17 protein-coding genes and 1 pseudogene are annotated in these 25,408 nt (G+C 73.9%); 13 read left to right on the top strand and 5 right to left on the bottom strand.

Annotated features, from left to right (window positions below):
* Positions 1-70: 70 nt before the first annotated feature.
* The 6 genes and pseudogenes from pepN to NQZ70_RS14300 all read left to right on the top strand — a co-directional run bounded on the left by pepN (position 71) and on the right by NQZ70_RS14300 (position 8,832).
* Positions 71-2,683: an aminopeptidase N gene (pepN, locus tag NQZ70_RS14325; protein ID WP_129574704.1), complete on the top strand. Its 2,613-nt coding sequence runs from the start codon at positions 71-73 to the stop codon at positions 2,681-2,683.
* Between the two features lie 33 nt (positions 2,684-2,716).
* Complete coding sequence (locus NQZ70_RS14320; RefSeq protein ID WP_129574703.1) at positions 2,717-3,388, top strand: class I SAM-dependent methyltransferase; 672 nt, start codon at positions 2,717-2,719, stop codon at positions 3,386-3,388.
* Between the two features lie 698 nt (positions 3,389-4,086).
* Positions 4,087-4,860, top strand: a pseudogene (locus tag NQZ70_RS53350) (serine/threonine-protein kinase); the annotation flags it as partial.
* A gap of 887 nt (positions 4,861-5,747) precedes the next feature.
* Complete coding sequence (locus tag NQZ70_RS14310; RefSeq protein WP_129574701.1) at positions 5,748-6,695, top strand: hypothetical protein; 948 nt, start codon at positions 5,748-5,750, stop codon at positions 6,693-6,695.
* The gene (locus NQZ70_RS14305) at positions 6,692-7,327 is read left to right on the top strand and encodes a hypothetical protein (protein ID WP_129574700.1); all 636 of its coding nucleotides are present in this window, start codon (positions 6,692-6,694) and stop codon (positions 7,325-7,327) included. Before NQZ70_RS14310 ends, NQZ70_RS14305 begins: the two co-directional genes overlap by 4 nt.
* Positions 7,328-7,722: 395 nt before the next feature.
* A complete protein-coding gene (locus NQZ70_RS14300) occupies positions 7,723-8,832 on the top strand; it encodes a trypsin-like serine protease (protein WP_129574699.1) in 1,110 nt (369 codons plus the stop codon).
* Between the two features lie 168 nt (positions 8,833-9,000).
* Here NQZ70_RS14300 and NQZ70_RS14295 read toward each other — a convergent pair whose 3' ends face one another.
* Complete coding sequence (locus NQZ70_RS14295; protein WP_129574698.1) at positions 9,001-11,271, bottom strand: molybdopterin oxidoreductase family protein; 2,271 nt, start codon at positions 11,269-11,271, stop codon at positions 9,001-9,003.
* Positions 11,272-11,615: 344 nt separating this feature from the next.
* Between NQZ70_RS14295 and aroE the strand changes: the two genes are divergently transcribed.
* Together aroE and NQZ70_RS14285 are read left to right on the top strand one after the other, a co-directional pair.
* A complete protein-coding gene (gene aroE / locus NQZ70_RS14290) occupies positions 11,616-12,440 on the top strand; it encodes a shikimate dehydrogenase (RefSeq protein ID WP_129574697.1) in 825 nt (274 codons plus the stop codon).
* A gap of 545 nt (positions 12,441-12,985) precedes the next feature.
* On the top strand, positions 12,986-14,164 hold the full coding sequence (locus NQZ70_RS14285) for a vWA domain-containing protein (protein WP_129574696.1): 1,179 nt from the start codon (positions 12,986-12,988) through the stop codon (positions 14,162-14,164).
* A gap of 72 nt (positions 14,165-14,236) precedes the next feature.
* Here the strand turns inward: NQZ70_RS14285 and NQZ70_RS14280 are convergent, their stop codons facing one another.
* Positions 14,237-14,725, bottom strand: a complete 489-nt coding sequence (locus NQZ70_RS14280; RefSeq protein WP_129574695.1) for a GNAT family N-acetyltransferase — start codon at positions 14,723-14,725, stop codon at positions 14,237-14,239.
* 69 nt (positions 14,726-14,794) lie between these two features.
* Positions 14,795-15,781, bottom strand: coding sequence for a hypothetical protein (locus NQZ70_RS14275; RefSeq protein ID WP_129574694.1), 987 nt, complete (start codon positions 15,779-15,781; stop codon positions 14,795-14,797).
* Positions 15,782-15,977: 196 nt separating this feature from the next.
* Between NQZ70_RS14275 and NQZ70_RS14270 the strand changes: the two genes are divergently transcribed.
* The 3 genes from NQZ70_RS14270 (at position 15,978) to NQZ70_RS14260 (ending at position 19,155) form a co-directional block, all read left to right on the top strand.
* Complete coding sequence (locus NQZ70_RS14270; protein WP_129574693.1) at positions 15,978-18,095, top strand: hypothetical protein; 2,118 nt, start codon at positions 15,978-15,980, stop codon at positions 18,093-18,095.
* The gene (locus NQZ70_RS14265) at positions 18,092-18,697 is read left to right on the top strand and encodes a hypothetical protein (protein WP_129574692.1); all 606 of its coding nucleotides are present in this window, start codon (positions 18,092-18,094) and stop codon (positions 18,695-18,697) included. The genes NQZ70_RS14270 and NQZ70_RS14265 overlap by 4 nt, the downstream gene beginning before the upstream one ends.
* A 77-nt stretch (positions 18,698-18,774) precedes the next feature.
* Positions 18,775-19,155: a hypothetical protein gene (locus NQZ70_RS14260; protein WP_129574691.1), complete on the top strand. Its 381-nt coding sequence runs from the start codon at positions 18,775-18,777 to the stop codon at positions 19,153-19,155.
* A gap of 119 nt (positions 19,156-19,274) precedes the next feature.
* Here the strand turns inward: NQZ70_RS14260 and NQZ70_RS14255 are convergent, their stop codons facing one another.
* Positions 19,275-19,712, bottom strand: a complete 438-nt coding sequence (locus NQZ70_RS14255; RefSeq protein ID WP_129574690.1) for a CBS domain-containing protein — start codon at positions 19,710-19,712, stop codon at positions 19,275-19,277.
* Positions 19,713-19,922: 210 nt separating this feature from the next.
* Between NQZ70_RS14255 and NQZ70_RS14250 the strand changes: the two genes are divergently transcribed.
* Positions 19,923-20,459: a GNAT family N-acetyltransferase gene (locus tag NQZ70_RS14250; RefSeq protein WP_129574689.1), complete on the top strand. Its 537-nt coding sequence runs from the start codon at positions 19,923-19,925 to the stop codon at positions 20,457-20,459.
* Positions 20,460-20,541: 82 nt separating this feature from the next.
* Here NQZ70_RS14250 and NQZ70_RS14245 read toward each other — a convergent pair whose 3' ends face one another.
* Positions 20,542-20,961 carry a hypothetical protein gene (locus tag NQZ70_RS14245; protein ID WP_129574688.1) on the bottom strand — a complete coding sequence of 140 codons (420 nt, stop codon included), beginning with the start codon at positions 20,959-20,961 and terminating at the stop codon, positions 20,542-20,544.
* A gap of 399 nt (positions 20,962-21,360) precedes the next feature.
* On the opposite strand from NQZ70_RS14245, the gene NQZ70_RS14240 reads away from it, so the two are divergent.
* Positions 21,361-25,407 (top strand): serine/threonine-protein kinase PknK, encoded by a 4,047-nt coding sequence (locus NQZ70_RS14240; protein ID WP_129574687.1) that lies wholly within the window; start codon positions 21,361-21,363, stop codon positions 25,405-25,407.
* Position 25,408: the final 1 nt, after the last annotated feature.

The raw sequence follows: 25,408 nt of genomic DNA, 5'->3' as shown, positions 1-25,408 counted from the left end.
CGGGGCGGCGCTCGCGACCGCGCCAGATCGCTGGCCACCCTCCGGGGGTTCGTCCTAGGGTGTGCACGTCATGACGGAAAAGACCGGCGGCCCTGGACGGGACGTGCTCACCCAGAAGGAGGCCGAGGAGCGCGCCGCGCGCATCGGCAGCGCGCGCTACGAGCTCTCGCTCGACCTGTCGCGCGGCGACGACGGCTACCGCGGCGAGGCGATCGCCTACTTCGACGTCCGCGGCCGCGGCGACACCTTCATCGACTTCCGCGGCCGGCGCATCGAGCGGCTCGAGATCAACGGCGTCCCCGTCGAGCCCGAGTGGTCCGACTGCCGCATCCGCCTCCCGGGGCGGCTGCTCGACCCGGAGACGCGCGTGCGCGTCGTCTACGAGAACGACTACGACCACACCGGCGACGGCTTCCACCACTTCCGCGACCCGGAGGACGGCGAGGACTACCTCTACTCGGACCTCGAGCCGTTCAGCGCCCACCGCCTGTTCCCCTGCTTCGACCAGCCGGACATCAAGGCGAGCTACCGCCTCTCCGTCACCGCGCCCGAGGACTGGGAGGTCATCGGCAACGCCCGCATCCGCCGCACCTTCGACGCCGGCCCGGGGCGCTCGACGCGCGTGTTCGAGGAGACGACCCGGTTCAGCACCTACATCTTCGCGCTGATCGCCGGCCCCTACAGCGGCGTCCGCGACGAGCACCGCGGCATCCCGCTCGGGCTCTACTGCCGCAGATCGCTCGCGAAGCACCTCGACCCGGACGAGCTCTTCACGATCACCAAGCAGGGCTTCGACTTCTACCCCGAGTTCTTCGACTACCCGTACCCCTTCACCAAGTACGATCAGGTCTTCGTCCCGGAGTTCAACGCCGGCGCCATGGAGAACGCCGGCGCCGTGACCCACAGCGAGCGGATGATCTTCCGGGACCCGCCGACCGACCACCAGCGCCTCACGCGCGCGGAGGTGTTCCTCCACGAGATGGCTCACATGTGGTTCGGCAACCTCGTGACCATGCGGTGGTGGAACGATCTCTGGCTCAACGAGAGCTTCGCCACGTACATGGCCTTCCTCGCCATGGAGCAGGCGACCCGGTTCCAGCCGACCGTGTGGAAGGCGTTCAACGTCATGAAGAGCTGGGCCTACCGGCAAGACCAGCTCGTGACGACGCACCCCATCGCCGGGGAGCTCGCGGACACCGAGCACACGTTCCTCAACTTCGACGGCATCACCTACGGCAAGGGCGCGGCCGCGATGAAGCAGCTCGTCGCCGCGATCGGCCTGCCCTCGTTCCGCGACGGGATGCGCCGGTACTTCAAGCGCTACCAGTACGGCAACGCGACCCTGCGCGAGTTCCTGTCCGCGCTCGAGGAGGGCTCCGGCCGCGACCTCGGCGCCTGGTCGCGCGTCTGGCTGGAGCAGGCGTCGCTCAACACGCTGACCGCCGAGTGGGAGCCCGACGGCGACCGCATCGGCCGGCTCCGCGTGCTGCAGACGGCCCCCGAGGACTACCCGACCCTCCGGCCGCACCGCATCGACGTGGCGCTCGCGCGCGAGGAGGGCGGCGCGCTCGTGGTCGACGCGGTGCCCGCCGAGATCGACGGCGCGGCCACCGACGTCGCCGCGGCGCGGGGGCAGCGCGCGCCGCTCTTCGTGTTCCCGAACCACAACGACCTCACGTTCGCGAAGATCGCGCTCGACGCGGGCTCGCTCGCGTTCGTGCGCGAGCACATGGGCCGCGTCGAGGATCCGCTCCTACGCCAGCTGCTCTGGTCGTCGCTCTGGAGCATGGTGCGCGACCAGAAGCTCGCCTCCCCCGCGTACCTCGCGCTGGTCAGGGACAAGCTGCCCGCCGAGCCGGACCTCTCGCTCGTCGAGCCCGTGCTCTCGAACGCGGTGATGGCCCTCGCGCGCTACGTGCCCGACCCGACGCGCGAGGCCGAGGCGAGCGCGTTCACCGGCCTCGCCCTCGCGGCGCTCCGGGCGGCCCCGCGCGGCGACGCGCAGATCGTGTGGGCGCGGGCGCTCCTCAACGCGGCCTACGCCGCGCCGGATCTCGCCCTGGCCGCGCGCCTCGTGGACGGCGAGATCGAGGTGGAGGGGCTCGAGATCGACCAGGAGATGCGCTGGACGGTCGCCGTGAAGTGGATCGCGCGCGGCATGGCCGGCGCGGACGCGCGGCTCGCGGCCGAGCGCGAGCGCGACCCGTCCGATCGCGGCCAGCGCGCGGCGCTGCGCGCCGAGACGGCGCGCCCGGATCCGGCGGCGAAGGCCGCGGCGTGGGAGCGATTCCACGAGGGCGGCTACGGCTCGCTGCACCTGACGAGCGCGGCCATGTCGGGCTTCAACTGGTCGTTCCAGCGCGCGTTGCTCGAGCCGTACGTGCAGGGGTTCTTCGAGCGGGTGCAGCAGGTCTTCGAGACGCGGACGCACGAGCTCGCGTCCGCGTATTTCACCCACCTGTTCCCGTCGTACCGCGTCGATCGGGAGCTCCTCGCCGCCGCCGAGGCGCGGCTCGCCGCGCTCCAGCAGGCCCCGGACGGCGCGGCGCCGCGGCTGCCGATGCTGGTGCGGATGCTGCGCGAGGCGATCGACGACCTCACGCGGGCGATCGGCTGCCGGGAGCTCGCGGCGGCGAGCGCCCCCCAGGGCGCCCTCGCGGGGAGCGGCGGCGCCCCGCGCTGAGCGGGCGGCCGGGAGGGCGGCCTCGAGGCGACGATGATCGTGCAGCTCGGCAAGGCGTCCGTCACGTGGACGTGCGCGGACCTCGAGGCGAAGCTCGCCGGCCACGCGCGCGTGCTCATCGACGTCGGCACGGGGGACGGGCGGTTCGTGTACCGGTCGGCCGGCGCCCACCCGGACACGTACTGCATCGGCGTGGACCCCGCGGGCGAGCGGATGCGCGAGGTGTCGTGGCGCGCCAGCCGCAAGCCCGCCCGCGGCGGCCGGCCGAACGCGCTCTTCGTGGTCGCGTCGGTGCAGGCGCTGCCCGAGGAGCTCGCCGGGCTCGCCCACACCCTGACCCTGAACTTCCCCTGGGCGTCGCTGCTCTCGGCCCTGGTGCTCCCGGAGGCGCCCGTGCTCGAGGCGCTGCGCCGGCTCGTCCGGCCGGGCGGGGAGCTCATCGCGCTGCTCAACCAGAGCGTCTTCGACGACCGGCCCTACGCGGCGCGGCTCGGCCTCCCCGAGCTCTCGGACGCGTGGATCGACGACGCGCTGCGCCCCGCCTACCGCGCCGCGGGGTTCGAGATCCGGGCGAGCGAGATCGTGGACGGGGAGGTCCCGCACCAGACGAGCTGGGGGCAGCACCTCACGCTCGCGTCGGGCCGGCGGACGCGGCTGCTCACGGCCGAGGCGATCGGCGGATCGGCCAGCGCTGCACCAGGCTAGGGCCGCGCGTCGGAGATCCCGCCAGAGAAACCAGTTGATGACGAGCGCCTCTCTGCGCGGCTGGCCGGCTTCGGCTCGGCAACGGCGGCGCCCGACGTCGTCAGTGCAGGTGATAGGCATCCGTTCGCCGCACTGTGCCACGACATTGCACGTTCACTCCTGGAACGACCATTGTACCCCGGACGGGGGCAACGGGAATCGAGGTACGACCAGCTCTGCGCATCGCCGGAATTGACACATAACAAGGATAGATGATCCATGAAAGCGGTAATAGCATCCACGTGAGGGCCTTCCGGGGAATCAGGATCCTCAACCCGCTCCTCGTCGACGACACCACGTTTCGTTGATGATGCGGCACTGGTCGATCAGCGGCCGGCGCTCGATATGGAGACGTATGTCGGTGAGCCTCGCGTTCCGCGTCCGATCGGTGAAGACCGCGGCCGCGTGACCGCCGGCGTCCACCGTTCACCGCCGGCACCTACACCGATCTGGGCCGCTCTCGCCTTCGCGGCGTAGACATCACAACCCCGGAGCCGCCACGGCGTCGGCCCCGGGGAGCGGAGAGCCGAGCGCGGCTTCGCGAGCCGGACGAGCGGCCGTCGTCGCGCTTGACGTTCCCAGCATCGCAGTCCATCCAGACTCCCGCACGCGAGGGGGCGCGGCGCCGAGCGCTACGCGCGCGGGCGAGATCTCTTTCCATGCTCACGTTCGAGAGCGGGCAGATCATCCGGGGGAAATACCGGCTCGAGCGTGTCCTCGGCACAGGCGGCATGGGCGTCGTCATCGCCGCCCGGCACCTTCGCCTCGAAGAGCCCGTCGCGATCAAGCTCCTTCACTCGTGGCTGGCCCAGCGCCCCGACGCGATCGAGCGTTTTCTTCGCGAGGCGCGCGCCGCCTCGAGGCTCACGAGCGATCACGTCGTCCGCGTCTTCGACGTGGATCTCCTCGAGTCCGGCGCTCCGTTCATCGTGATGGAGTACCTGGAAGGCATGGATCTGCGCGCGCTCCTGGGCGAACGTGGTCCGCTCCCGATCGGCGAGGCGGTCAGCTACGTACTCGATACGTGCGAGGCGATCAGCGAGGCGCACGCGCTCGGGATCGTCCACCGCGATCTCAAGCCCCAGAACCTCTTCGTGGCGCGCCGGCGCGACGGCTCCGTGCGCCTCAAGGTGCTTGATTTCGGCATCTCCAAGATCGTCCCTACGCCGGGGGCGACCGGCGACGGCTTCATCACCAGCACGGATGTCATGCTCGGCTCGCCGCTGTACATGGCGCCGGAGCAGCTCGGCTCGCCTCGGGCGGTCGACGCGCGCGTCGACATCTGGGCGCTCGGCGTCGTGCTGTATCAGCTGCTCACCGCGAGGATGCCTTTCGAGGGAGGGAGCTTCTTCGAGACCGCCTCGGCGATCGTGCACGGGGAGCCGGTCCCGCCGAGAGCGCTCCGCGACGACATCCCGGAAGATCTCGAGGCGACGATCCTCCGCTGCCTCGAGAAGGAACCGGAGCGGCGGCTCGGCACGGTCGCCGCGCTGGCCGGGGCGATCGCGCCCCATGCGGTCCGGTGGAGCGCCGGCTCCTCGCCCGGGGTCCCGCCGCGCACACCGACGGCGCCGGAGCCGAGCGGGACGACGGTGCCGCTCGGCGGGCCGGAGGCGGCCCCGACGCTGTCGGAGACCGGTTCGACCCGCCCACCGAGCCCCGCGCCGCTCGACGTCACCCGCATCTGCCCGAAGGAGCTTCCTCCTCGCGAGCCGCAGGAGGTTCGTCCTCTGGGCCCTGGCGCTGTCGAGGCGGTGCGCTCCCGGGGCCGGCGGTCGCAGGCGCGCGTGCTCCTCGCCGTGCTGGCCGTGGCCGGCGTCCTGCTCACCGCGGCCCTGGTCCGGCGCCGCTCCGCGCGCCCGCCGGCCCTGGAGCCACCGTCCTCGGAGCCTCCAGCGCACGCCGTTCCCGTCCCTGAGGCGCCCCCGCCCCCCTCGCCGCCGCCCGTGCCCGCGGAGCCGGCCGCGACCGCCGCGCCGGAGGTCGAGCAGGCGAGCCCCGCCGAGCGCGCGCGCCAGCGCCCCGCCGAGCGCGCGCGCCAGCGCCCCGCCGAGCGCGCGCGCCAGCGCCCGCCGAGCGCGCGCGCCAGCGCCCCGCCGAGCGCGCGCGCCAGCGCCCCGCCGAGCGCGCCGTCCGAAAGCCCCCGCCCGTTGCCCCCGCGCAGGCCGCGCCGGACGGCGTGGGGGCGGCGCCGCCGGACGCGGATCGCCGCCCCGAGGACGGCGGAGCGAGCTCGCCAGCGCGCGATCCCTTCGGCGGCAGGCGTCATTGATGCATCCCGCCGGGCCGGGGGGGGCGGGTGGTACGGCAAGGACCAGCGATGTTCGCCGCGGGTGTGCTGCTCGCCTTCGCGCAGCCGGCCCAGGCCGGGCCGACCAGCGAGCTGGACGAGGCGGCGGCGCAGGCGCTCTTCGATGAGGCGATGTCGCTCATGGAGGCGGGCCGCTTCTCCGCGGCCTGCCCGAAGCTCAAGGACAGCCTGGCCCTCGACCCGGCGATCGGCACCCGATTCTACTTCGCGACGTGCCTGGAGCGGACCGGGCGCCTCGCGAGCGCGTGGACGAACTACGTGGCGGCCGCGGACGAAGCGAGCACGCTGAATCGCCGGGACCAGGAGCGCGAGGCGCGATGGCGCGCCGAGGCGCTCCGCCCGAGGCTCCCCTGGCTCACGGTCGTCGTCCCGGAAGCGGTCCGTGGCGCCGCGGGGCTCCAGATCCGGCGCGACGGGCACGCCATGCGCGAGGCGCAGTGGGGCGCGGCCATCCCCGTGGATCCGGGGGTGGTCTCGATCGAGGCGAGCGCTCCGGGCCGGATGCCCTGGCGGATGCGCTGGGTGGCCCGCGAGGGCGAGCGAGCGACCATCGCGGTCCCGCCGCTCGCCGCGAAGCCACGGTCTGCGTCGGCTCCGCCGCCCGCTCGCCCCGGGGTGTCTCCGGCGCGGTGGGCGGGCTACGCGACGGGCGCCGCCGGCGTCGCGGCGCTGGGCGTCGGGGCCGCGTTCGGCGTCCACGCCGCCGTGATGAAGGGCCGGGCGTCCTGCGACGCGCAGGGCCGCTGCGCGACGTCCTCGGACGCGGCGCGCCTCGATCAGGCCATCTCATCCGCGAGGATCTCGACCGCCACCAGCGTGATCGGGGGCGCCCTGGTTGCCGGGGGCGTCGTCCTGGCGCTCACCGCGCCGAGCACGGACGCGGGGCGGCCCGTGGGCGTCTCCTCGCAGCTGACGGTCGGGCTCTCTGGGATCGCCGTGCGCTGGGTGGTGCGATGAGGCCGCGCGGGGGGCTCCTCGTGCTCGCGGCGCTCGCGAGCGCCGGCGCGCTCGCCTGCGATCAGGTCCTCGACCTCCCGGAACGGAGCCAGGGGCCGGACGGCGGGGCCGCCAGGGGCGGGCGCGAGCCGGCGAGGGACGGCGGCGGCAGGCCGGTCGACGAGGCGCGCTACAGCTTCGAGGTGGACGAACAAGGGTGGGAGTTCTGCGGGGAGATGGCCGCCGGCATCGCCCCGTCGAGCGTGAATGCCTACGCGGGGGAGCGCGCCCTCGCCGTGACCTTGCAGGCCGGCGCCGGCGGGTTGCGGTGCCAGGGCGCGCAGGATCCGGCAAGGATGCAGCTCGTCTTCGTCCGCTCGCCGGACGTCTCCCCGGGGAAGAACGTCACGTTTCACGTCTGGCTCCCTGCCTCGAGCCGCATCGTCTCCGTGCAGCCGTATCTCTTGATGAAGGACGGGCTCTGGGAAGGCGACTATCGGTTCATGAGCAACCTCGACGGCGACGCGTGGAACGAGTTCACCGTCCGCTACCGCTCGGGCTCGCCTCCCATCGAGCAGCTGGGGGTCGAGTTCGTGATCGACCCGAGCGCCGCCTGGTCGGGCGTCTGTTACATCGACTCGGTGGGCTGGTGAGCTGAAGCGCTGCAAGAGCTGCGTGCCCGCCAGCGCCGCAGCGGGCGACGCGGCGCTCGGGGCGGGCGCGGAGCTGCCGGAGTGCGCGGAGCGCCGTGAGCAAGAGATCCTCCGCGAGGCGCTCCGGATTGCCGTCGAGCAGTCCGTTGCTCGACCACGCAAGGGTTGGCTCGAACGCTCGGCCGCCGGGGAAATACGAGGCGAGATATCCGCGGACGGCTCGAGGAGACGATTGGCACGACGAGTGCTCATTGCGCGGGCACGCCATCGCGGCGCAAACCATCTTCTCGAAAAGGAATCCAGTTTTCATGCCTACCATCTCGAGACTTCGTCTCGGCCTTCTTCTCGCTGGACTCCCAGCCTCGAGCCTCCTGCCTGCTTGCAGCGCAGCGCCGGTGGAGGGCGGCGACGAGAGCACCGACGTCGATTCCGAGGCGATCATCGGCGGCGTCGACGCCAAGAGCGACGCCCTCAGCGCCATCGGCAGCCTCGGCGTCGCCGTCGAGGCGGGGAACGAGGAGACCGGCGCCCTCGACGTGCAATACCGCCCCTTTTGCTCCGGCACCCTGATCGGCAAGTCGACCGTCCTCACCGCGAAACATTGCGTCGATGCCGTGCGCAAGATGGCCGCGGGAGGCCGCGTGTATTTCGGCGTGGGCTTCGACGGAACCCACCCCGACCGTACGGTCGATATCGTAGAGCTCGGCCGGGCGCCCGGGCATGAAGGGGGCTTCGTGGGCTTCGGTCGGGACGTGGGCGTCGTCCACCTCGACGAGGAGATCACCGACATCGCGCCGGCCGCGATGGCTGCTCTCTCGGACGCCGACATCGACACGCGCTTCGCGGCCATCGGTTATGGCGTGCAGGACAACGAAAACACATTGGGCACGCGCAAGGCGGGCAGCGTGACCCTGCGCGCGCGGGAAGGCAAGGTCCTCGAGCTGATGTTCGGCAGCTTCGAGGCATTCGTGCAATGGGCCACGACGGGCGACCGCAGCGGGCACCTCGCGCGTTCTTTGGCCGAAACCGAGGAGGAGGGCAACGAAGGCGAGGCGGCGTGCGATATCGATTGCTTGCTCCGCAAGCACTACGACGAGGCGGTCCTGCTCGCCGGGTACGAGGCTCTCGTGGGCGCCGGCGAAGGCGACGCGCAGCCTTGTTATGGCGACTCGGGCAGCCCGCTCGTGCGTACCGAGGGCGGTAGGCTGCGCGTCTACGGCGTGGCCTCCGGCGTGATTCGGACGAACCAGCTCGCCTGCGATTACGGGACCGTTTACGCGACGCTCGGCCCCGACGTGCTCGCGTTCGCGAAGAAGGCGAGCACCTGGTCCGATCCCTGCGGCGATACCGGGATCGGCGGCGTTTGCGAGGGTTTTACCGCCAAGCGCTGCACGGCGCTCGACGAGGGGCCGCGCCGGGTGACGAAGACCGACTGCGGTCTGCTCGGCCAAACCTGCGGGCAAGACGGGACCGGCGCAGTCGCTTGCGTGGATCCGGGCAACTGAGCGGGCTCCGGCGGCGGGGAGTGGCAAGAACGTCGTCTGTTCCAGCTCGATGCAGCAACGCCCTCCCCCCACCGGCCCGCTGGGTACCCGCTCGGTGAAACCCGCCTGGGGACGGCCGCTCGGGTCTGCTCGGCGATGCGTCCCGCCAGGGATCGCTGACGCGCGGAGCTAGGCCGGCGCCGCCCCGGCCGGCTCGACGCGGACCGGGACGCCGTTCAGCGCGGCGGTGCCCGAGAGCGCGTCGATCGCGAGGTCGTCCGTCAGATCGTTGACGCTCTCGCCGGCGTGCCGCCGCGCCGTCTCGAGCCGGACGCCGTCGCGGCCGTGGCCCCAGCCGTGCGGGGCGCTGACGACGCCGGGCATCACCTCGTCGGTCAGCTCGACCTCGAGGTCGATGCTCCCGACCCGCGAGCACACCCGGATCCGCTGCCCGGCGGCGATGCCGCGATGGGCGGCGTCCTCCGGGTGCATGAGCAGCGTGCACCGGTTCCTGCCCTTCACCAGGCGACGGCTGTTGTGCAGCCACGAGTTGTTGCTCCGGAGCTGGCGCCTGCCGATGAGCTGGAGGTCGTACCCCGCCTCGCCCCGCTGCCCCGGCTCGCCCGCCTCCCCCGCCCCGCCCGCGGCCCGGCCGAGCGCCCCGCGCTCCTCCTGGCCGAGCGCCCCGCGCTCCTCGCGGCCGAGCGCCCCGCGCGCCCGCTCGAGATCGGCGACGAGGGCCTCCGGCGCGAGCTCGATGCGCCCGGACCGCGTGAACAGCCGCTGCGGCAGGCACGGCACGAGCGGCCCGAGATCCACGCCGTGCGGCTCGCGCTCGAGCCTGCGCAGCGAGAGGCCGCCCGACAGCGGGCTCACGCCGGCGCCGTAGGGCCCGAAGCGGAGCGCGGCGTCGAGCAGCCGCGTGGGCGGGAGCGCCCGCGACAGGAGGCGCGCCGCGCGGCCGGCGAGCGGCGCCGCGGGCCCGGGCGCCGCGAGGCGCGCCCCGAGCTCGACGAGGATCTGCCAGTCGTGGCGCGCGCCGTCCGCCGGGGCGAACAGCGCGGGCGCGTACTTGGCGGTGTTCCGCACCGCGAACGCGTGGAACGCGAGGTCGTAGTGATCGCGCTCCAGGGGGCCGGTCGGCGGCAGGATCACGTGGGCGTGCCGGGTCGTCTCGTTGATGTAGAAGTCGATGCTGGCCATGAAATCGAGGCCGGCCAGCGCGCGATCCAGCGCCCGGCCGTTCGGCGTCGACAGCACCGGGTTGCCCGCCATCGTGAGGAGCGCGCGGATCTGCCCCAGGCCCTCCGTGAGGATCTCCTCGGCGAGCGCGGCGGCGGGGTACTCCCCGGCGAACGCGGGCAGCTGGCGCACGCGGCTGCGGCTCCGGCCGAAATCGCCGCGCTGGCCGAGCAGGTCCTGGATCGCGACGACGTCGACGGCCGGCCGGGCGAACATCGCCCCGCCGGGGCGATCTAGGTTGCCGGTGACCAGGCTGAGCACCGCGATGAGCCACGTGGTGAGCGCGCCGAACTCCTGGAGGCAGGCGCCGATCCGGCCGTAGCAGACGGCCGGGCGCGCCGCGGCGAAGGCGCGCGCGAGCTCGCGGATCTGCGCCGCCGGGATGCCGACCCTCGCGGCGACGCGCTCGGGGGTGAAGTCGCGGACGAGCCGCTCGATGTCGGCGAGCCCGTTCATGAAATCGCCGAGCCGGCCCGGCGCGACGAGCCGCTCGGCGAAGAGGGTCGAGAGCAGGCCGAGCATCAGGAAGACGTCGGTCCCGGGGCGGATGAAGTGGTGGCGATCGGCGATCTCCGCGGTCTCGGTGCGCCGCGGGTCGACGACCACGATCGTGCCGCCGCGCGCGCGGATCGCCTTGAGCCGCCGCGGCATGCCGGGCGCCGACATGAGGCTGCCGTTCGAGACGACCGGGTTGGCCCCGACGATGAGCAGGAACGAGGTGCGGTCGATGTCGGGCACCGGGACGAGCAGCTGGTGCCCGAAGAGGAGGGTCGAGACGAGGTGGTGCGGCAGCTGATCGACCGAGTTCGAGGAGAAGCAGCTCCGCGTCCGCAACGCCTCCAGGAACGGGTTGAGGTAGAGGAGCGACGCGTAGTTGTGCGCCCTGGGATTGCCCATGTAGACGGCGACGGCGTCCCTGCCGTGGCGCCGCTGGGTGTCGCGGAGCCGCCCGGCGACCTCGTCGAGGGCGTCGTCCCACGAGATGCGCTGGAACCCGGAGGCGGTGCGCCGGACCGGGGTCCGGAGGCGATCCTCGTCCTCGTGGAGGTCCTGGAGCGCGAGCGCCTTCGGGCAGATGTACCCTCGGCTGAACGGGTCGCGCTCGTCGCCGCGGATCGAGGTGATCCGGTCGCCGTCGACCTCGATGTCGATCCCGCACATCGCCTCGCAGATATTGCAGGTGCGGTGGTGCGTGCGCGTGGTCCCGTGGCTCGGCATGGCGCGCGAGGCTAGCAGCGCCCGGCGCGGCCCGCGAGCGCCAGCGCTCGACCGCGAGCGCCAGCGCTCGACCTGCGCGGGCGCTGCGGCGCGAGGCGGGACGATGCTCACGTCGGCGCGCGCTCGCGCGACGGCACCTGCTCGCGGCGTCAACCTCGGGTTGACGCTGTGTACAGGCGGGCGCGACGGCGGCGCGCGGGACGGAGAAGGGCGCGCCGACGGACGAGGGGGATCGCCGTGCGCGCTTGGCGAGAGGCTCGGCGCTGTCGTAGATCTGCGGCGCGCGCTGGCGAGGTTGCGTGTGGCCCGCGCGTTGCTCGCGTCGCTGAGGCGTGGAGACGACCATGACCGACCGCTATGCCATCATCGGTAACCCCATCGCCCAGGCCAAGTCGCCGGCGCTGCAGACGGCCTTCGCCGAGCAGTGCGGGCAGGACATGGAGTACGGCGCGATCCTCGGCGAGCTGGACGGCTTCGCCGCCGCCGTGCGCGAGTTCCAGAGGAGCGGCGGCAAGGGCATGAACATCACCATGCCGTTCAAGCTCGAGGCCTTTGCGCTGGCCGACGAGCTGACGCCGCGCGGCCGCGCGGCGGGGGCGATCAACATGTTCACCTTCCGCGCCGACGGCACCATCCTCGGCGACAACACCGACGGCGTCGGCATCCTGCGCGACATCACCTGCAACCTCGGCCGCGAGCTCATGGGCGCGCGCGTGCTGCTCCTCGGCGCGGGCGGCGCGGTGCGCGGCGTGTTGCTGCCGCTCTTCGAGGAGCGGCCGGCCGAGGTCTTCATCGCCAACCGCACCGCCAGCAAGGCCGTGGACCTTAGCGCCGAGTTTGGCGCGCAGGCGGGCGCCGCCCGGCTCGCCGCCGGCGGCTTCGCCGATATCGTCGGGCGGTTCGACGTGGTCATCAACGGCTCCGCCTCGTCGATGACCAACGAGGTGCCGCCCCTGCCCGACGGCGTGTGGGACGAGAGCTCGCTGGCCTATGACATGGCCTACAAGAAGGAGCCGACCGCCTTCGTGCGGGCCGCGCGCGCGGCCGGAGTGAGGCAGACCGCCGACGGCCTCGGCATGGTGGTCGAGCAGGGCGCCGAGTGCTTCACCCTGTGGCGCGGCGTGCGGCCCGACACCGCGCCGGTGATCGCCGCGCTGCGGGGGACCTGAGAGGAGCCGTCTTCCGGGGGGGAGCTCCGCCGTGCGCGACCTGGGTCGGGTTGCCCGACCTCAACCTGGGTCGGGTTGCCCAACCTCAACCTGGGTCGGGTTGCCCGACCTCAACCTGGGTCGGGTTGCCCGACCTCAACCTGGGTCGGGTTGCCCGACCTCAACCTGGGTCGGGTTGCCCAACCTCAACCTGGGTCGGGTTGCCCAACCTCAACCTGGGTCGGGTTGCCCAACCTCAACCTGGGTCGGGTTGCCCAACCTCAACCTGGGTCGGGTTGCCCAACCTCAACCTGGGTCGGGTTGCCCAACCTCAACCTGGGTCGGGTTGCCCAACCTCAACCTGGGTCGGGTTGCCCAACCTCAACCTGGGTCGGGTTGCCCACGGGTCGGGGTTGCCGCTGGCGCGTCCTGGCACAGAACGCTCACCGGACAGCCGTGTAAGTGCCTGAAATCGCACGATTCTAGCTCGGTACGCTGCATGCATCGTGGCGCGCCCGGCCGCGTCCGACATGGGCACGTGAGGTCCCGGCGGCCAAGGAGACTCCATGCGCAACCGTTTCCGCTTCGCTTTCATGGTGGGAAGCCTTCTGGCTCTGGCGGCGTGCTCGGGCGGCGTGAGCTCGGACGACGGCAACGACGGCGAGATCCCGGGCAGCGGCGCCGGCGCTGACGTCGGCGGCGCCTCCGGCTCGGCCGCTGCGGGCGGTGTGTCGGATGGGGGCGACTTCTCCAGCGGCGAAGGCGTCGGCGTCGGCGCCGGCGGCGGCACCGGCGTCGGCACCGGCACCGGCGGTGGTGCCGGCGGCGGTGGTGCTGGCGGCGGCAACGTCGAGCCTGGCACGCTCACCGCGGGCGTCTGGGACGACAACCGCAACTTCGACTTCTTCCTCTCGTACCGGAGCACGCTCTACGCGCAGCAGCTCCCGGGCTTCTTGCCCTTCACCGAGGCCGACCACCAGGCCGCCCACAGCCTCTTCGCGGCGCCTCCGGGACCGAAGGAGACGCTCGACGTCTCGCTCATCATCGACACGACCGGCAGCATGGGCGACGAGATAACGTATCTCCAGACGGAGTTCATCGCCCTCTCGGAATCCATCTTCGCCAAGTACCCGAACGCCGCGCAGCGCTGGTCGCTCGTCGTTTACAAAGACACCGAGGACGACTACATCGTCCGGTGGTTCGACTTCCGCGCCGATCCCGACGAGTTCCAGCAGAAGCTCGCCGAGCAGGCGGCCGGCGGCGGCGGCGATTTCCCCGAGGCGCCCGACGTGGCGCTCTCCAAGGCGGCCGACCTCGCCTGGCGCACCGGCAACGACACCGCGCGCCTCGCCTTCTGGGTCGCGGACGCGCCCCACCACGACAGCAACGCGGGCGCCATGGCAGAGGGGATACGAGCCCTCAAGGACCTCGGCGTGCATGTCTATCCCGTCGCGTCGAGCGGCGTGGATGAGCTCACCGAGATCACCATGCGCTCAGCCGCGCAATTGACGGGCGGCCGATACCTCTTCCTGACCGACGACTCCGGGGTCGGCGGTGCCCACAAGGAGCCGACGATCCCCTGCTACTACGTGACCAAGCTCGATCGCGCGATCCTGCGCATGGTCGACATCGAGCTCTCCGGCGTCTACCGCGAGCCGGAGCCGTCCGAGATCCTCCGCACGGGCGGCGATCCCGAGGACGGCGCGTGCGAGCTCTCGTCCGGCAGCGAGGTGCTCGCGTACTGAGCCCGAGGCCGCTCGCCGCTCGCACGCATCATCACGCCGCCGCCGCGCCGCCGGCCGCGGCGCGGCGGCGCCCTACGGCGACGATGCGCCGGCGAGCGGCAGCTCCATGACCACCTCCGGCCCGTCCATGCGGCCGTTGGGTCGGAAGCCCAGGCTGCGGTAGAACCCCTCGGGGCTGCCGGGGCCCGGCACGTAGGACAGCAGCAGCGACGAGAAGCGCCCCAGGCGCCGCACGTGCTCGATCACCTGCAGCATCGCCGCCCGGCCAATGCCGCGCCGCTGGAAGCGCTGGTCGATCATGAAGCGCCACACGCCTACCTCGGGCCGCTCCGGCGGCGGGGAGACCATCGACTGGTCCTCCAGCATGACGAAGCCCGCGGGCTCGTCGCCATAGTAGATGGCGCGGTACCAGGCCTCCGGCGCGAAATGCGCCTGGGCGAGCGAGACCGCGTTGGTCGCGACGAAGCCCTTCTGGCTCTCGGCCACGGAGAGCTCGAGGATGGCGCCGAGGTTATCGCGGGTGATCTCGCGCAAAGTAACGGGCGGCGTGGCGTCAGGCATGGCGTCTTCCGGCAGAAGCAAGGCGCTGGCTCGGCGCAGCGCTCGTCGCGCGGCAGGGTACCACGGAGCTCACGACGGGCGGATCGGCTCCGCGAGCCAGCGAACCAGCGCCTCGGCCTCGAGATCGAGCAAGGCGTCCTCGACCTCTCCCGGACCGATCGCGCGGGCTCGCTCGACGATCGAGCGCTCTTCCTCGGCCGTCGGTCGTCGCCCGATCCGCCGCGCGAAGAGGCGGCCGAGCAGCGCGGCGATCGCCTTCTCCTCGCCACGCTCCTCCCCGCGCTCCTCTCCTCGCCGCTGCCCGCGCTCCTCTCCTCGTCGCTCCCCGCGCTCCTCTCCTCGTCGCTCGGCCTCGATGATCATCTCCCCGATGATCGGCGTGCGACGGAGCAGCCCCTCTTCCTCGTCCTCGACCATCATGATGAGCTCCTTCAGCAGATTATGCCGCCAGGGATCGATCGTCGCCATCACCAGGAGCGCCGTGTACAGCTCGGCCCGCTCCTCCGCGGTCCTCGCGCCCGCGTGGATCTCCGCGACGACCTCCCGCAGCGCCGCCGCGGTCGCATCACGTGCAAGCGGGGCGAACACCAGCCAGAGCACGCTGCCGCGCGCCCGCAGCTCGGAGACCGTGCGCTGGTAGACGGCGTCGATCCGGAAGCGCGCGCCGCTGAACGGCCGCCCCGGCCAGGCGATGCGGCGCTCCCCGGCCTTCGGCAGGCGCCGCCTGCGCCCCGAGAGCACCACGGCGACGCTCTCGATCGGCGGCACCGGCTCACCGGGGGCTTCGAGGCGGAGCGCGGCGAAGAGGAAGCCGAGGTACTCGAAGATGCGGTCCGGAACGTCGCCCCGGAGCGCGAAGCAGAACTCGACATGCAACACCCGCGGCTCGCCGCCGACCCGAAGGCGAAGGGCCTTGTCGAGGCGGCGCTCGAGGTTCGTGACCTGGCTGTCGAGCCACCCGAGGACCTCGATGGGGCCCTCGGGGACCAGGGCGCGCACCAGGTCCTCGGGGCGCCGTCGGGCGAGGTGGCGCAAGGCGATGTCGGCGTCTCCCATGCGCGGCGCCCATGGCAGAGGCCGTACCAGGGGCTCAGACGGCTGAAACCAGGGGCTTCCGGGGTCAGGCGCGATGCCGGCGGGGTGGCGGCGCCATGGCGGGTGGCGGCCTGTCCAATGGCGCCGCGAGGAGCGCCCCAGACCCGGCAACTCCTGGAATACCGCCACCGCGCGGTGTCGTTGTTGCGGGCGCCCGATGAACCCGCGAACACCGACTCTCGTTCTGGCCGCCGCCCTCCTCGCCGCGGCCTGCTCACCCCCCTCCAGGCAACCCGCGCCGGACGAGCGGAATGCCGGAGCCGAGGAGACCGCGACGCCGCCGCCGTCTCCACCCCAAGCGCCGTCCACGACGCCGCCGTCCCCGAAGCTCCGCGCGGCCCTGCGCGCCGGCGGCGCCCTCGTGCGCGCGCCGCGGGGCGACGCGCTCTACCTGGCCGACGAGGACCACCGCGTCGTCCGCCGCATCCCGCTGCCCGTCGACGTGAGCACACCGCCCGTCGCGATCTCCATGCCAGGGCGCCCCGCGCAGGTCCTCGCGCTCGACGACCGCGTGCTCGTCACGATCCGAGACCCCGGGCTGCTGCTCGTCATGCGGCCGGATCCGACCGCAGGCCTCCTGGAAATCGCGCGCGTGTCGCTGCCGGCCGACACCTGGGGGCTGGCCATCACGCCGGACGAGCGCACCGCCATCGTCACCAGCGCCTGGACCGCCAAGGTCTCCGCCGTGGATCTCGCGTCCGCCACGAGGTCGTGGTCGATCGACGTCCCCCGCGAGCCCCGCGGCGTCGTGGTCCGCGAGGACGGCGCGGCCGCGTACGTCACGCACCTCACGTCCGCGGCCCTCACCCGGATCGAGCTGCGCTCTCCTCCCAAGGCGCGGTCGATCGCGCTGCCGCCGTCGCCGTACCGCGCCCCGCCGGACGAGCCGCGCGCCGCTTCCCTCGGATACGCGGCCGCGCTCTCCCCGGACGGCCGCCGCCTGTTCGTCGCGCGCCACGCGCTCGGCGCGATCGGCGAGCTCTCGTGGTTCGGCGCCGCCACCGTCGACGCCCTGCAGACAGGCAACGACGAGCCCCTCGCGCCCCGCCGCCGCGAGGGCGCCCCAAGCCGGGTCGCGCGGGACTTCGAGCTCGACATCGCCGGCGACCCGGAGCTCGAGGCGCCGAAGACCGACCTCGCCCCGTTCGTCCAGCCGCGCGCCCTCGTGGTCCGCGAGAGCACCCGCACGCTGCTCGTCGCCAGCGAGGGCACCGACGCCCTGGTGGAGCTCGACGCGCTCTCGATCGATCCGGCGCTCCGGCCCCTCGCCACCTACCGGCTCAGCAGCTCGCCGGCGACCGTCGCCGCGGCGCCAGGGTCCCTCGACGCCCTCTCGCGCGACGTCGGCGTCGCGACCCTGTGCGGCGCGCCGAGCGGCGTGGCCCTCTCCGGGGACGAATCCATGGCGTGGGTCTACTGCCGCTCGACCGACACGCTCGCCATCGTCCGCCTCGACGAGCACAGGGCGGGCGCTCCCTACGAGCCGGGGCCCGTGCCGTTCATCCGGCTGGCCGAGCCTCCGCTCCTCGAGCAGGCCGCCGTCGGCCGGAGGCTCTTCTACAACGCGACCGACTGGCACACGAGCGGCGGGCTCGGGTGCGCCGGGTGCCACCCCGACGGGCGCGACGACGGTCACGTGTGGCACGAGGTCAGCGGCGGCGACTTCGCCAATTTCTTCGGATCCGCCGACAACCGGCCGATGGAAGGGCTCGCCGGCGGCGTGGCGCGACAGACACCCATGCTCGCAGGGCGCGTCTCGGCCGTGGGCCCTTATGGCTGGAACGCCCAGAGCGAGAGCCTGGCCGCGCGCATCCTGGAGGGCTTCGGCCTGCATCGATGGGGGATGGGCGGCGCCAAGGACGGCGCGCTCGGGCTGCGCGCGACCTACCTCGCCAGCTTCCTGCGCGAGGGCCTCGCGCCCCCGCCGCGGGAGGATCGGCCGCTCACGCCGCAGGAGAAGCACGGATTCGCGCTCTTCACGAGCGAGGCGGCGCAGTGCTCCCGCTGCCATGTGCCCGAGACCGAATACACCGACCGGATGGGCTACCCGATGCCGCGCTTCGTCGCCCAGCCAGGGTTTTACAGGGAGAAGAAGGACCAGGCGTTCAAGACGCCATCGCTGCGCTTCGTCGCCGGGACGGCGCCCTATTACCACGACGGCTCCGCGAGGACGCTCGAAGAGCTCGTCGAGAACAACGAGGATCGCATGGGCCGCACCAGCCACATGTCGAAGAAGGACAAGGCGGCGCTCGTCGCCTTCTTGAGGACGTTATGAAGAAGCTCCTTTGGATCGGGACAGCCCTGCTCGGCGCGCTCGCGCCGGCGCTAGCCGCGGAGCCGCAGATCGCCCCGCCCGCCGCGCCGGACGGCGCCGCGGCAGGACCTCGGGCGGAGACGGGGGCAGCCCTCCCGGACGGGGGAGACGGCGCGGCGGGCGGTGGAGAGGGCGCGGCGGCGCCCGCGGTGCGCGCGCTGGAAGCGGCGCCGCCCGCGCCCGAGCGGACGCCGCGGCCCGCGATGGCGGAGTGGGACGACGCCGAGCCGGTGCGGCTCGCGAGGGACAAGAGCGGCGCCGCGTGCAAGGCGCGGATGCGGCGCGAGTGGCTCCGCATCGACTGCACCGCGCAGTCGCTGGCCGCCGTGAGGACGCTCGGAGCCAGCGCCGGCGAGGAGTGGTTCCGGCTGGACCAGAAGAACGGCGAGGAGCTCGCGAGCGGCGTCTCCGTGGTCTTCCCGGTCCGCCGCGGCGACCGGAGGGTGATCGAGATCCTCACGGGCATGTGGGCGTATCGCGGCGAGCTCGGGATCTCGACCAGCTTCGTGATCTCCGAGCAATGGCTCGACGGCGACGCCGGGCCGCTCGTCAGCGTGCTGTGAGCCCGACGCGGGCCGCGGAGGGCGCGCGCGCTCGGACAGGCTTGCCCGGGCGCGCGCGGCGTGCCTTGATCGGGCGCGTGACGACGGGGTTCTTCGAGGCGCGTGGGTTGCGTTTCCGGCTCGATCGCCAGGGGGCCGAGGTGAGCGGGGGGCCGGCGCGCCCGGTCCAGGCCAGGATCGAGCCCGACGAGGCAGGCCTCGACGGCGACGCGCCGCTGGCCGAGCTCCTCGGCCGCCGGCTGTCGGCGCTGCTTGGCGCGCCGGTGAGCGACGAGGAGGGGATCTTCGACCTGGCGGTCGAGCGCGATGGCGCCGTGGTCGCGGCCGTGCAGCTCTCGTGCGGCGACGACGACGAGGACGACGAGGACGTGCTCGAGCTGCTCGGCGAGCGGGCGCCCTCGCTGCCGGTGCGCGCGCTCGTCGAGGCCCTGGTCGAAGCGCTGCGCGGCCCGGGGTGACGCGCGCGGCGTCCTGCTCACCGGGCGCCGGCGGAGGCTTTCATCGCCGGGCGGCACGGGGGCTCGGGTTCAGCGCATGCCCCTCATCGAGCTCGCGGACCACGACCGCGGCGCCGCGGCTACGCCCCCGCGCCGTGCGCCGCCTCCCGCTCGGTCACCCGGCGGACGGTCTGCGCCGTGTTCTTGTCGTCCTCGCGCTGCGCGATGTCCGACAGGCTGATGATGCCGACCAGCCGGCCGTCCGCGTCGGTGCACAGGACGCGCGACTTGTGGTGCTGCCCCATCAGCTGCTCCGCGCGCTGCACCTCGTCGTCGGGCCGGCACGCGACCACCGCGCGGGTCATGACGTCGCCCGCCTTCGTGCTCAGCGGGCGGCTGTCGGCCAGCACCCGGATGGCGAGATCGCGGTCCGTGAGCGTGCCGAGCACCTTCCCCTCGTCGTCGCAGACAGGCAGGAAGCCGACGTTCGCGTCGCGCATCTTGCGCGCGGCCGTCTGGATCGTGTCCCCGGTCATGACGCACTGGATCTCCCTCTTCATGATCTCCTTGCACAGCATGGTTTCCTCCTTCGGCTCCGTTTGCAGCGCTCGGTTGCGTCACCGCGCACACCCGGACCTTAGGAGACCGGCGCCGGCAAGGGATGGAGCAGCGGGATGAATGCGGCGTCGGGCGCCGCTTGACGGAGCGCCCGGCCCGGCGAGCGCTCCGAGCCACACGGCGGCAGCGCCGCGCGCCGCGGCGAGAGGCATACTGGGACGCGAGGCACCATGTCGGAGCGGATCACGAGGGCGGTCATCCGCCGGGCGCAGCCCGCAGACGCAGCGACCATCGCGCGCGTCGAGGTCGACTCCTGGAGGGCGGCTTACCTCGGCCTCGTTCCGGCGGCCGACCTCAACGCCCTCTCCGTGCGGGCGCGGGAGGCGAGCTGGCAGCGGATCCTGCTCCACGGCGCCGCGACCGGCACGCGGGCCTGGGTGCTCTGCGCCGACGACGCCGCGCTCGGCTTCGCGAGCGCCGGACCGACGCGCGACGACGACGACGATCCCCGCGCGGTGGGCGAGCTCTACACGATCTACCTCCTCCCCACCGCGTGGGGCCGCGGCCTCGGCGCCTCGCTGCTCGACACCGCGCAGGCCGACCTCGCGCGGCGCCGCCACAGGACCATGACGATCTGGGTCCTCGAGGGGAACACCCGCGCGCGCCGCTTCTACGAGCTCTCCGGCTTCACCCGCGACGGCGCGCGACGGAGCGCGCGCGTCGGCGCGGGCAGCCTGCCGGAGGTCCGCTACCGGCGCGCGCTGTGACGCCGCCTACCCGCGAACGCCGCGGCGCCCGCGCCCGCCGGAGCGCCCCGGCCCCGTCCGGCGCGCAGCCCGGTCCCGAGCGCTAGGCGAAGCGCACGACGATGCTGCTGTAGCCGCCCCGCGGGTCGTGCTCGGAGGTGATCTTGCCCCACGGATACTCGTACGGCGGCGCGCCGAGGATCGATTCGAGCCACGCGTCGTGGCTCGCCTTGCGCTCGGCCTCCTCCTTCTCGGACCAGTCGTTCCAGAAGGCCTTCGACTCCGCGCCCACCTCGAAGAGCTCGACCGACGCGAGCTTGCCGCTGCAGAAGTGCAGCGTGATCCGGAAGGTGCGGAAGCCGATGCGCTGGCGCGCCGTCCGGTAACCGCTCCACGGCTGCGCCTGGCTCAGGGCGTTGGCCGTCCGCGCGAGCGGCGACGACAAAAACTGCGCTTCCGAGTACGAGGGGCCGATGCGGAGCCCGGACGCGAGCTCGATCTCGCCTGTCTGCCGATGGATCATCCAACCCTCCGACCGCTCGGGGCAGCATACACCACAGCTCCCGGCCCCGTGTGGCCCGGCCACGCCACCCCGGCGACCGGACTCGGCCGTTCCTCGAGCGCGAGCGACTCCGCCTCTCCTCAGGTGGGTGCTCGCCGGAGACTCGCCCCCTGCCGGATCCACCGCCGCTTTGCGGGAGATCGCGAGGACCGCCGCGCATTTCGCGCACTGCGACCGTCGCCGCACCTGTCCCCCTGTGTCGACACGACGCCCACGCTGTCGCTGCGACCCGCGACGTGCGCTTTTACCAGGGGCGTAAAGCTGCGCAGGCAACGCGGCTTTTCCCACTTGTGATGAGCGGAGACCCGGTAATATCGGCCACGGTTCGCGCCGCCCCATCCGAGGTCATTCGAGGTCTTCTTGCCGCGCTGCCCATCCTGCCATCGCCGACTTGCAGCCCTCGCCCCCTGCCCAGCGGACGGCGCCCTGGCGCCGCTCCGCGCCCCGCCCGTCGAGCTCGGCGCCGAGACGCCGCCGTCGCTCGCGGGCTTCGTCATCGGCCAGCCGCTCGCCGCGGGCGCGTTCTCGATCGTCTGGGACGCGACCCGGCTGGAGGACGGCGCGCCCGCCGTGCTCAAGGTCAGCAGGGCCCACTCGCTCCTCGCGCGCGAGCGCTTCCGCAGCGAGGCGTGGGCGCTCGAGCAGCTCGGCCCCCCGGCCTCGCCGCGCCTGCTCCAGAACGGCGTGCTCGAGGACGGCCGCGCGTACATCGCCATGGAGCGGCTCGAGGGCGAGACGCTGGCCGCCCGCCTCGAGGGCCTGCCCGCCGCGCTCGACCTGCGCTCCGCCCTCGACGTCGCGCTCGCCGTGCTGAGCTGCCTCCAGGTCGTGCACGAGCGCGGCCTGGTCCACCTGGACCTCGCGCCCGAGAACGTCTTCCTCGAGCCCGGCGGCGGCGTGCGGCTCCTCGACTTCGGCCTCGCGCAGCGCGATCGCGGCGTCGTCTGCCACCCGGCGGACAGCGCGCTCACCACGCTGGGCGCCATGCTCGGGACGCCCGAGTACGCGTCGCCCGAGCGGCTCAGGGCCGAGCCGATCGACGGGCGCGCGGACCTCTACGCGTTCGGCGCGCTCCTCTTCGAGCTGCTCACGCTCCGCCCGCCGTTCGCCGGCGATCGCGAGGACGTCGCGCAGGGGCACCTCGGCCGGCGGCCCCCGCGGCCGAGCGAGCTCACCACGGCCGCCGCCCCTGTCCCCCCGGCCATCGAGGCGCTCGTCCTCGCCTGCCTCGCCAAGGAGCGGGCGCTCCGCACCCGCGACGCCGCCGGCCTGCGGGCCGCGCTCGCGTCGGCGGGCGCCGCCGGCGCCGCGGAGGTCGCGGGGGACGACGCCGCGATCTCCGCGGACCGGCACGACACCGTGGTGCTCGCCCTGGAGGCCCGCGGCGCCGAGGCCGAGGTCCGCGCCGCCGTGGCCCGGCACGAGGGGCACCTCGCGCGGCAGCGCGGCTACCGCTTCGTCGCGATCTTCCCGGGGCCGAAGGAGGCCGCGGCCGAGCGCGCGCTGCTCGCGGGGCGGGAGATCGTCGCGTCGGTCGGCGCGCCGCTCGCGATCCACGTCGCGCCGCTGAAGCTCCGGCGCGAGGCCGACGGGGGCATGGCCGCCACCGGGCTCGCCGTGGAGCGGCCCGAGGCGTGGCTCCCCGCGGATCCGTGGCGCGGGATCGCGCTCAGCGCCGAGCTCGTCACCGCGCACCCCGGCTTCGACGTCGCCGCGGCGAGCGAGGACGGCCGCTACTTCTTCGCGCAGGAGTCGCCCCTGTCCCCGGGCGATCGCGACGCCGCGCGCGCCGCGCCGCCGCTCGTCGGCCGCGGCGACCCCCTGAGCGCGCTCGAGGGGAGCCGCGAGCGCGCGCTCGCGGGCCTCGGGCCCGGCCTCTGCGCCCTCGTCGGCGAGCGCGGCCTCGGCAAGTCGCGGCTCGCCGAGGAGATCGCCGCGAGCAGCCGGCGCGCGCACCCCGGCGCGCTCGTGATCGCGCTGCGCGCCGAGCCGGAGCACCCCGGGCGCGCCGCCGGGGGCCGGCCCGGCCAGGCCGCGGCCGCCCTGCTCGCCGCGGTGCTCGGCGCCGAGGGCGGCGCGATCGCCGCGCCCCGCGACCCGCGCGCGCTCTGCGTCGAGCGGCTCGGCGAGCCGCTCGGCGGCGACGTGTGGCCCGCCGTGGCCGCCTCCCTGGGCTGGCTCGACGGCGCGCCCGACCTGCCGCCGCCGGCGCGCCGCGGCAGCGTGCTCCGCGCGATCGCCGAGGGGCTGCGCCGCCGGGCGGCGGAGCGCCCCGTCGTCGTGATCGTCGACGACGCGCACCTCGCCGACGGCGCCGCGCTCGACGCGCTCGACCTCGCGACGCGGCGCGAGGCGGATCTCCCGCTGTGGGTGCTCCTCGCCGGCGCGCCGGAGCTCGCGGCGCGGCGCCACGCGCTGAGCGCCCGCGACCACGCGCGCGACCGGGTCGCGCTCTCGCCGCTCGACGACGCCGCGGGGCTCCTCCTCTGCGCCGAGCTGCTCCGGCCCGCGGAGCACCCGCCCAGCGCCGCCCTCCGCCGCATCTGCGCGTGGGCCGGCTACAACCCCCGCTGCCTCGTGGAGCTCACCCGGGCGATCAAGCGCGCGGGCCTCGTGCGGCTGCGGGCGCGGTCGAGCAGCTACCAGCTCGCGACCGCGGAGCTCGACAAGCTCCCGCCGTCGCCCGCGTGGCAGTGGTTCGCGGCGCGGCAGCTCGAGGCGCTCCCGCCGGAGCTCGGCGCGTGCGCGAGGCTCTGCGCCGTGCTCGGCTTCGAGCTCTCGGAGGACGTGGCCGCGGGCGTGCAGCGCGCGCGCGAGCTCGATGGCGAGGGCGCGGCAGCCGCTCGCGGCGACGGCGTCGACGTCCCGAGCGGCCTGCGCGCGCTCGCCGCGCGGGGGATCCTCGTCCCCCGCGGCGCGCACGACGCCGCGCGCGAGGGCACCCCGTGCGGGGGCGCCCGCTACGCCTTCCGGAGCGCGCTCTTGCAGGAGGCCATCTACGCGCTGCTCACCGAGGAGCAGCGCGCGGGGATGCACCGGCACGCGCTCGCCGTCTGGGAGCGCCTGGCCGAGGCCCAGCCGAGGGCGCCGGACCTGCTCGAGCCGATCGCGCGGCACGCCGCGGCCGCCGGGGCGCGCGCCCGCGCGGCGCACGCGTACCTGCTCCTCGGCGACATGCACCGCGACCGGCACAACAACGCCGTGGCGGAGGGCCACTACTCGTCCGCGCTCCTCTGGGCCGACGGCGACGATCAGCGCCAGCGGTACCTCGCGCTCCTCGGCCGCGCGCGCGTGCGCTACCGCGTCCTGCGCACCGGCGAGGCGCTCGACGATCTGCGCTCGGCGGGCGCGCTCGCCCGCACCATGAAGGACCCGCGGATGATCGCGGAGGCGCTGCTCGAGGAGGCGACGGCGCTCGACTGGGCCGGCGCCTGGGAGGAGTCGGCGGCGCGGGTCGAGGAGGTGATCCCGCTGCTCGACGTCCGCGAGGATCACGCCGACGCCAGGCTCGCCGCGCGCTTCGAGGTCGCGGCCGGCCGCTCGTCGTTCCGCAAGGGCAACCTGGAGGACGCCCTGGAGCGGCTGACGCCCGGCGTGGAGCGGGTGCGCGAGGCCGATCACGACACGCACGTCATCGGGCTGACGCTCCTCGCGTGCGTGCTCGTGCGGTGCGGCCACCTCGACGAGGCGGAGCAGCGCTTCGACGAGGCCGTGCGCGCCTGCGAGGAGCGGGGCGACCGGGTCCACCTCGGCGCGGCGCTCGTCCGGCGCGCGGAGCTCTGGCCGGCGCTCGACGCGCCGGATCGCGGGATCGCCGACCTCAAGCGCGCGGTCCAGCTCGCCCGTGAGGAGGCCAACGCCTGGGCGGAGCGCGAGGCGACGATCAAGCTCGCGGAGCAGCTCTACCTCTGGGGGCGCGAGGACGAGGCGCTGCCCCTCGTGCGGCAGGTGCGCTCGCTGGACGAGCAGTTCAAGGACCGGCCGGTCTACAGCAGCGCGCTCCTGCTCGCGCGGATCCACGCGATGCGCGACGAGCACGCGGACGCGAGCCGGCAGCTCCGGTGGCTCCGGGCGCAGGGCGCGGTCGCGGACCTGCCGCCCTACGCCCAGGCGCTGCTCGGCGTGATGCAGCTCGCCGTGAAGGACCCGAGGAACAGCATGGAGAGCGCGCGCACGCGGGCGGCGTTCCGCGAGGAGGGCGAGCCCTCGGGCGAGCTCGGCGGCGGTCTGAGCGCCGACCAGCGGGTCGAGCTGCTCTACTGGCGCGCGCGGGCCCTGCTCGACGCCGGCCGGCCCGAGGACGTGGCGCTGCTGCTCGCGCGCATCGCGCCGCTGCTCGCCGAGAGCCGGGCCTGGCGCCCGCGCTTCGCGAAGCTCCGCGCGGGGTACGGGCAGCTCGCGGGGTAGC

It is taken from the genome of Sorangium sp. So ce836, assembly GCF_028553905.1.
GTDB lineage: Bacteria > Myxococcota_A > Polyangia > Polyangiales > Polyangiaceae > Sorangium > Sorangium cellulosum_D.
The sequence above is the reverse complement of the archived record's forward strand: the minus strand, read 5'-3'. Positions and strand labels throughout refer to the sequence as shown.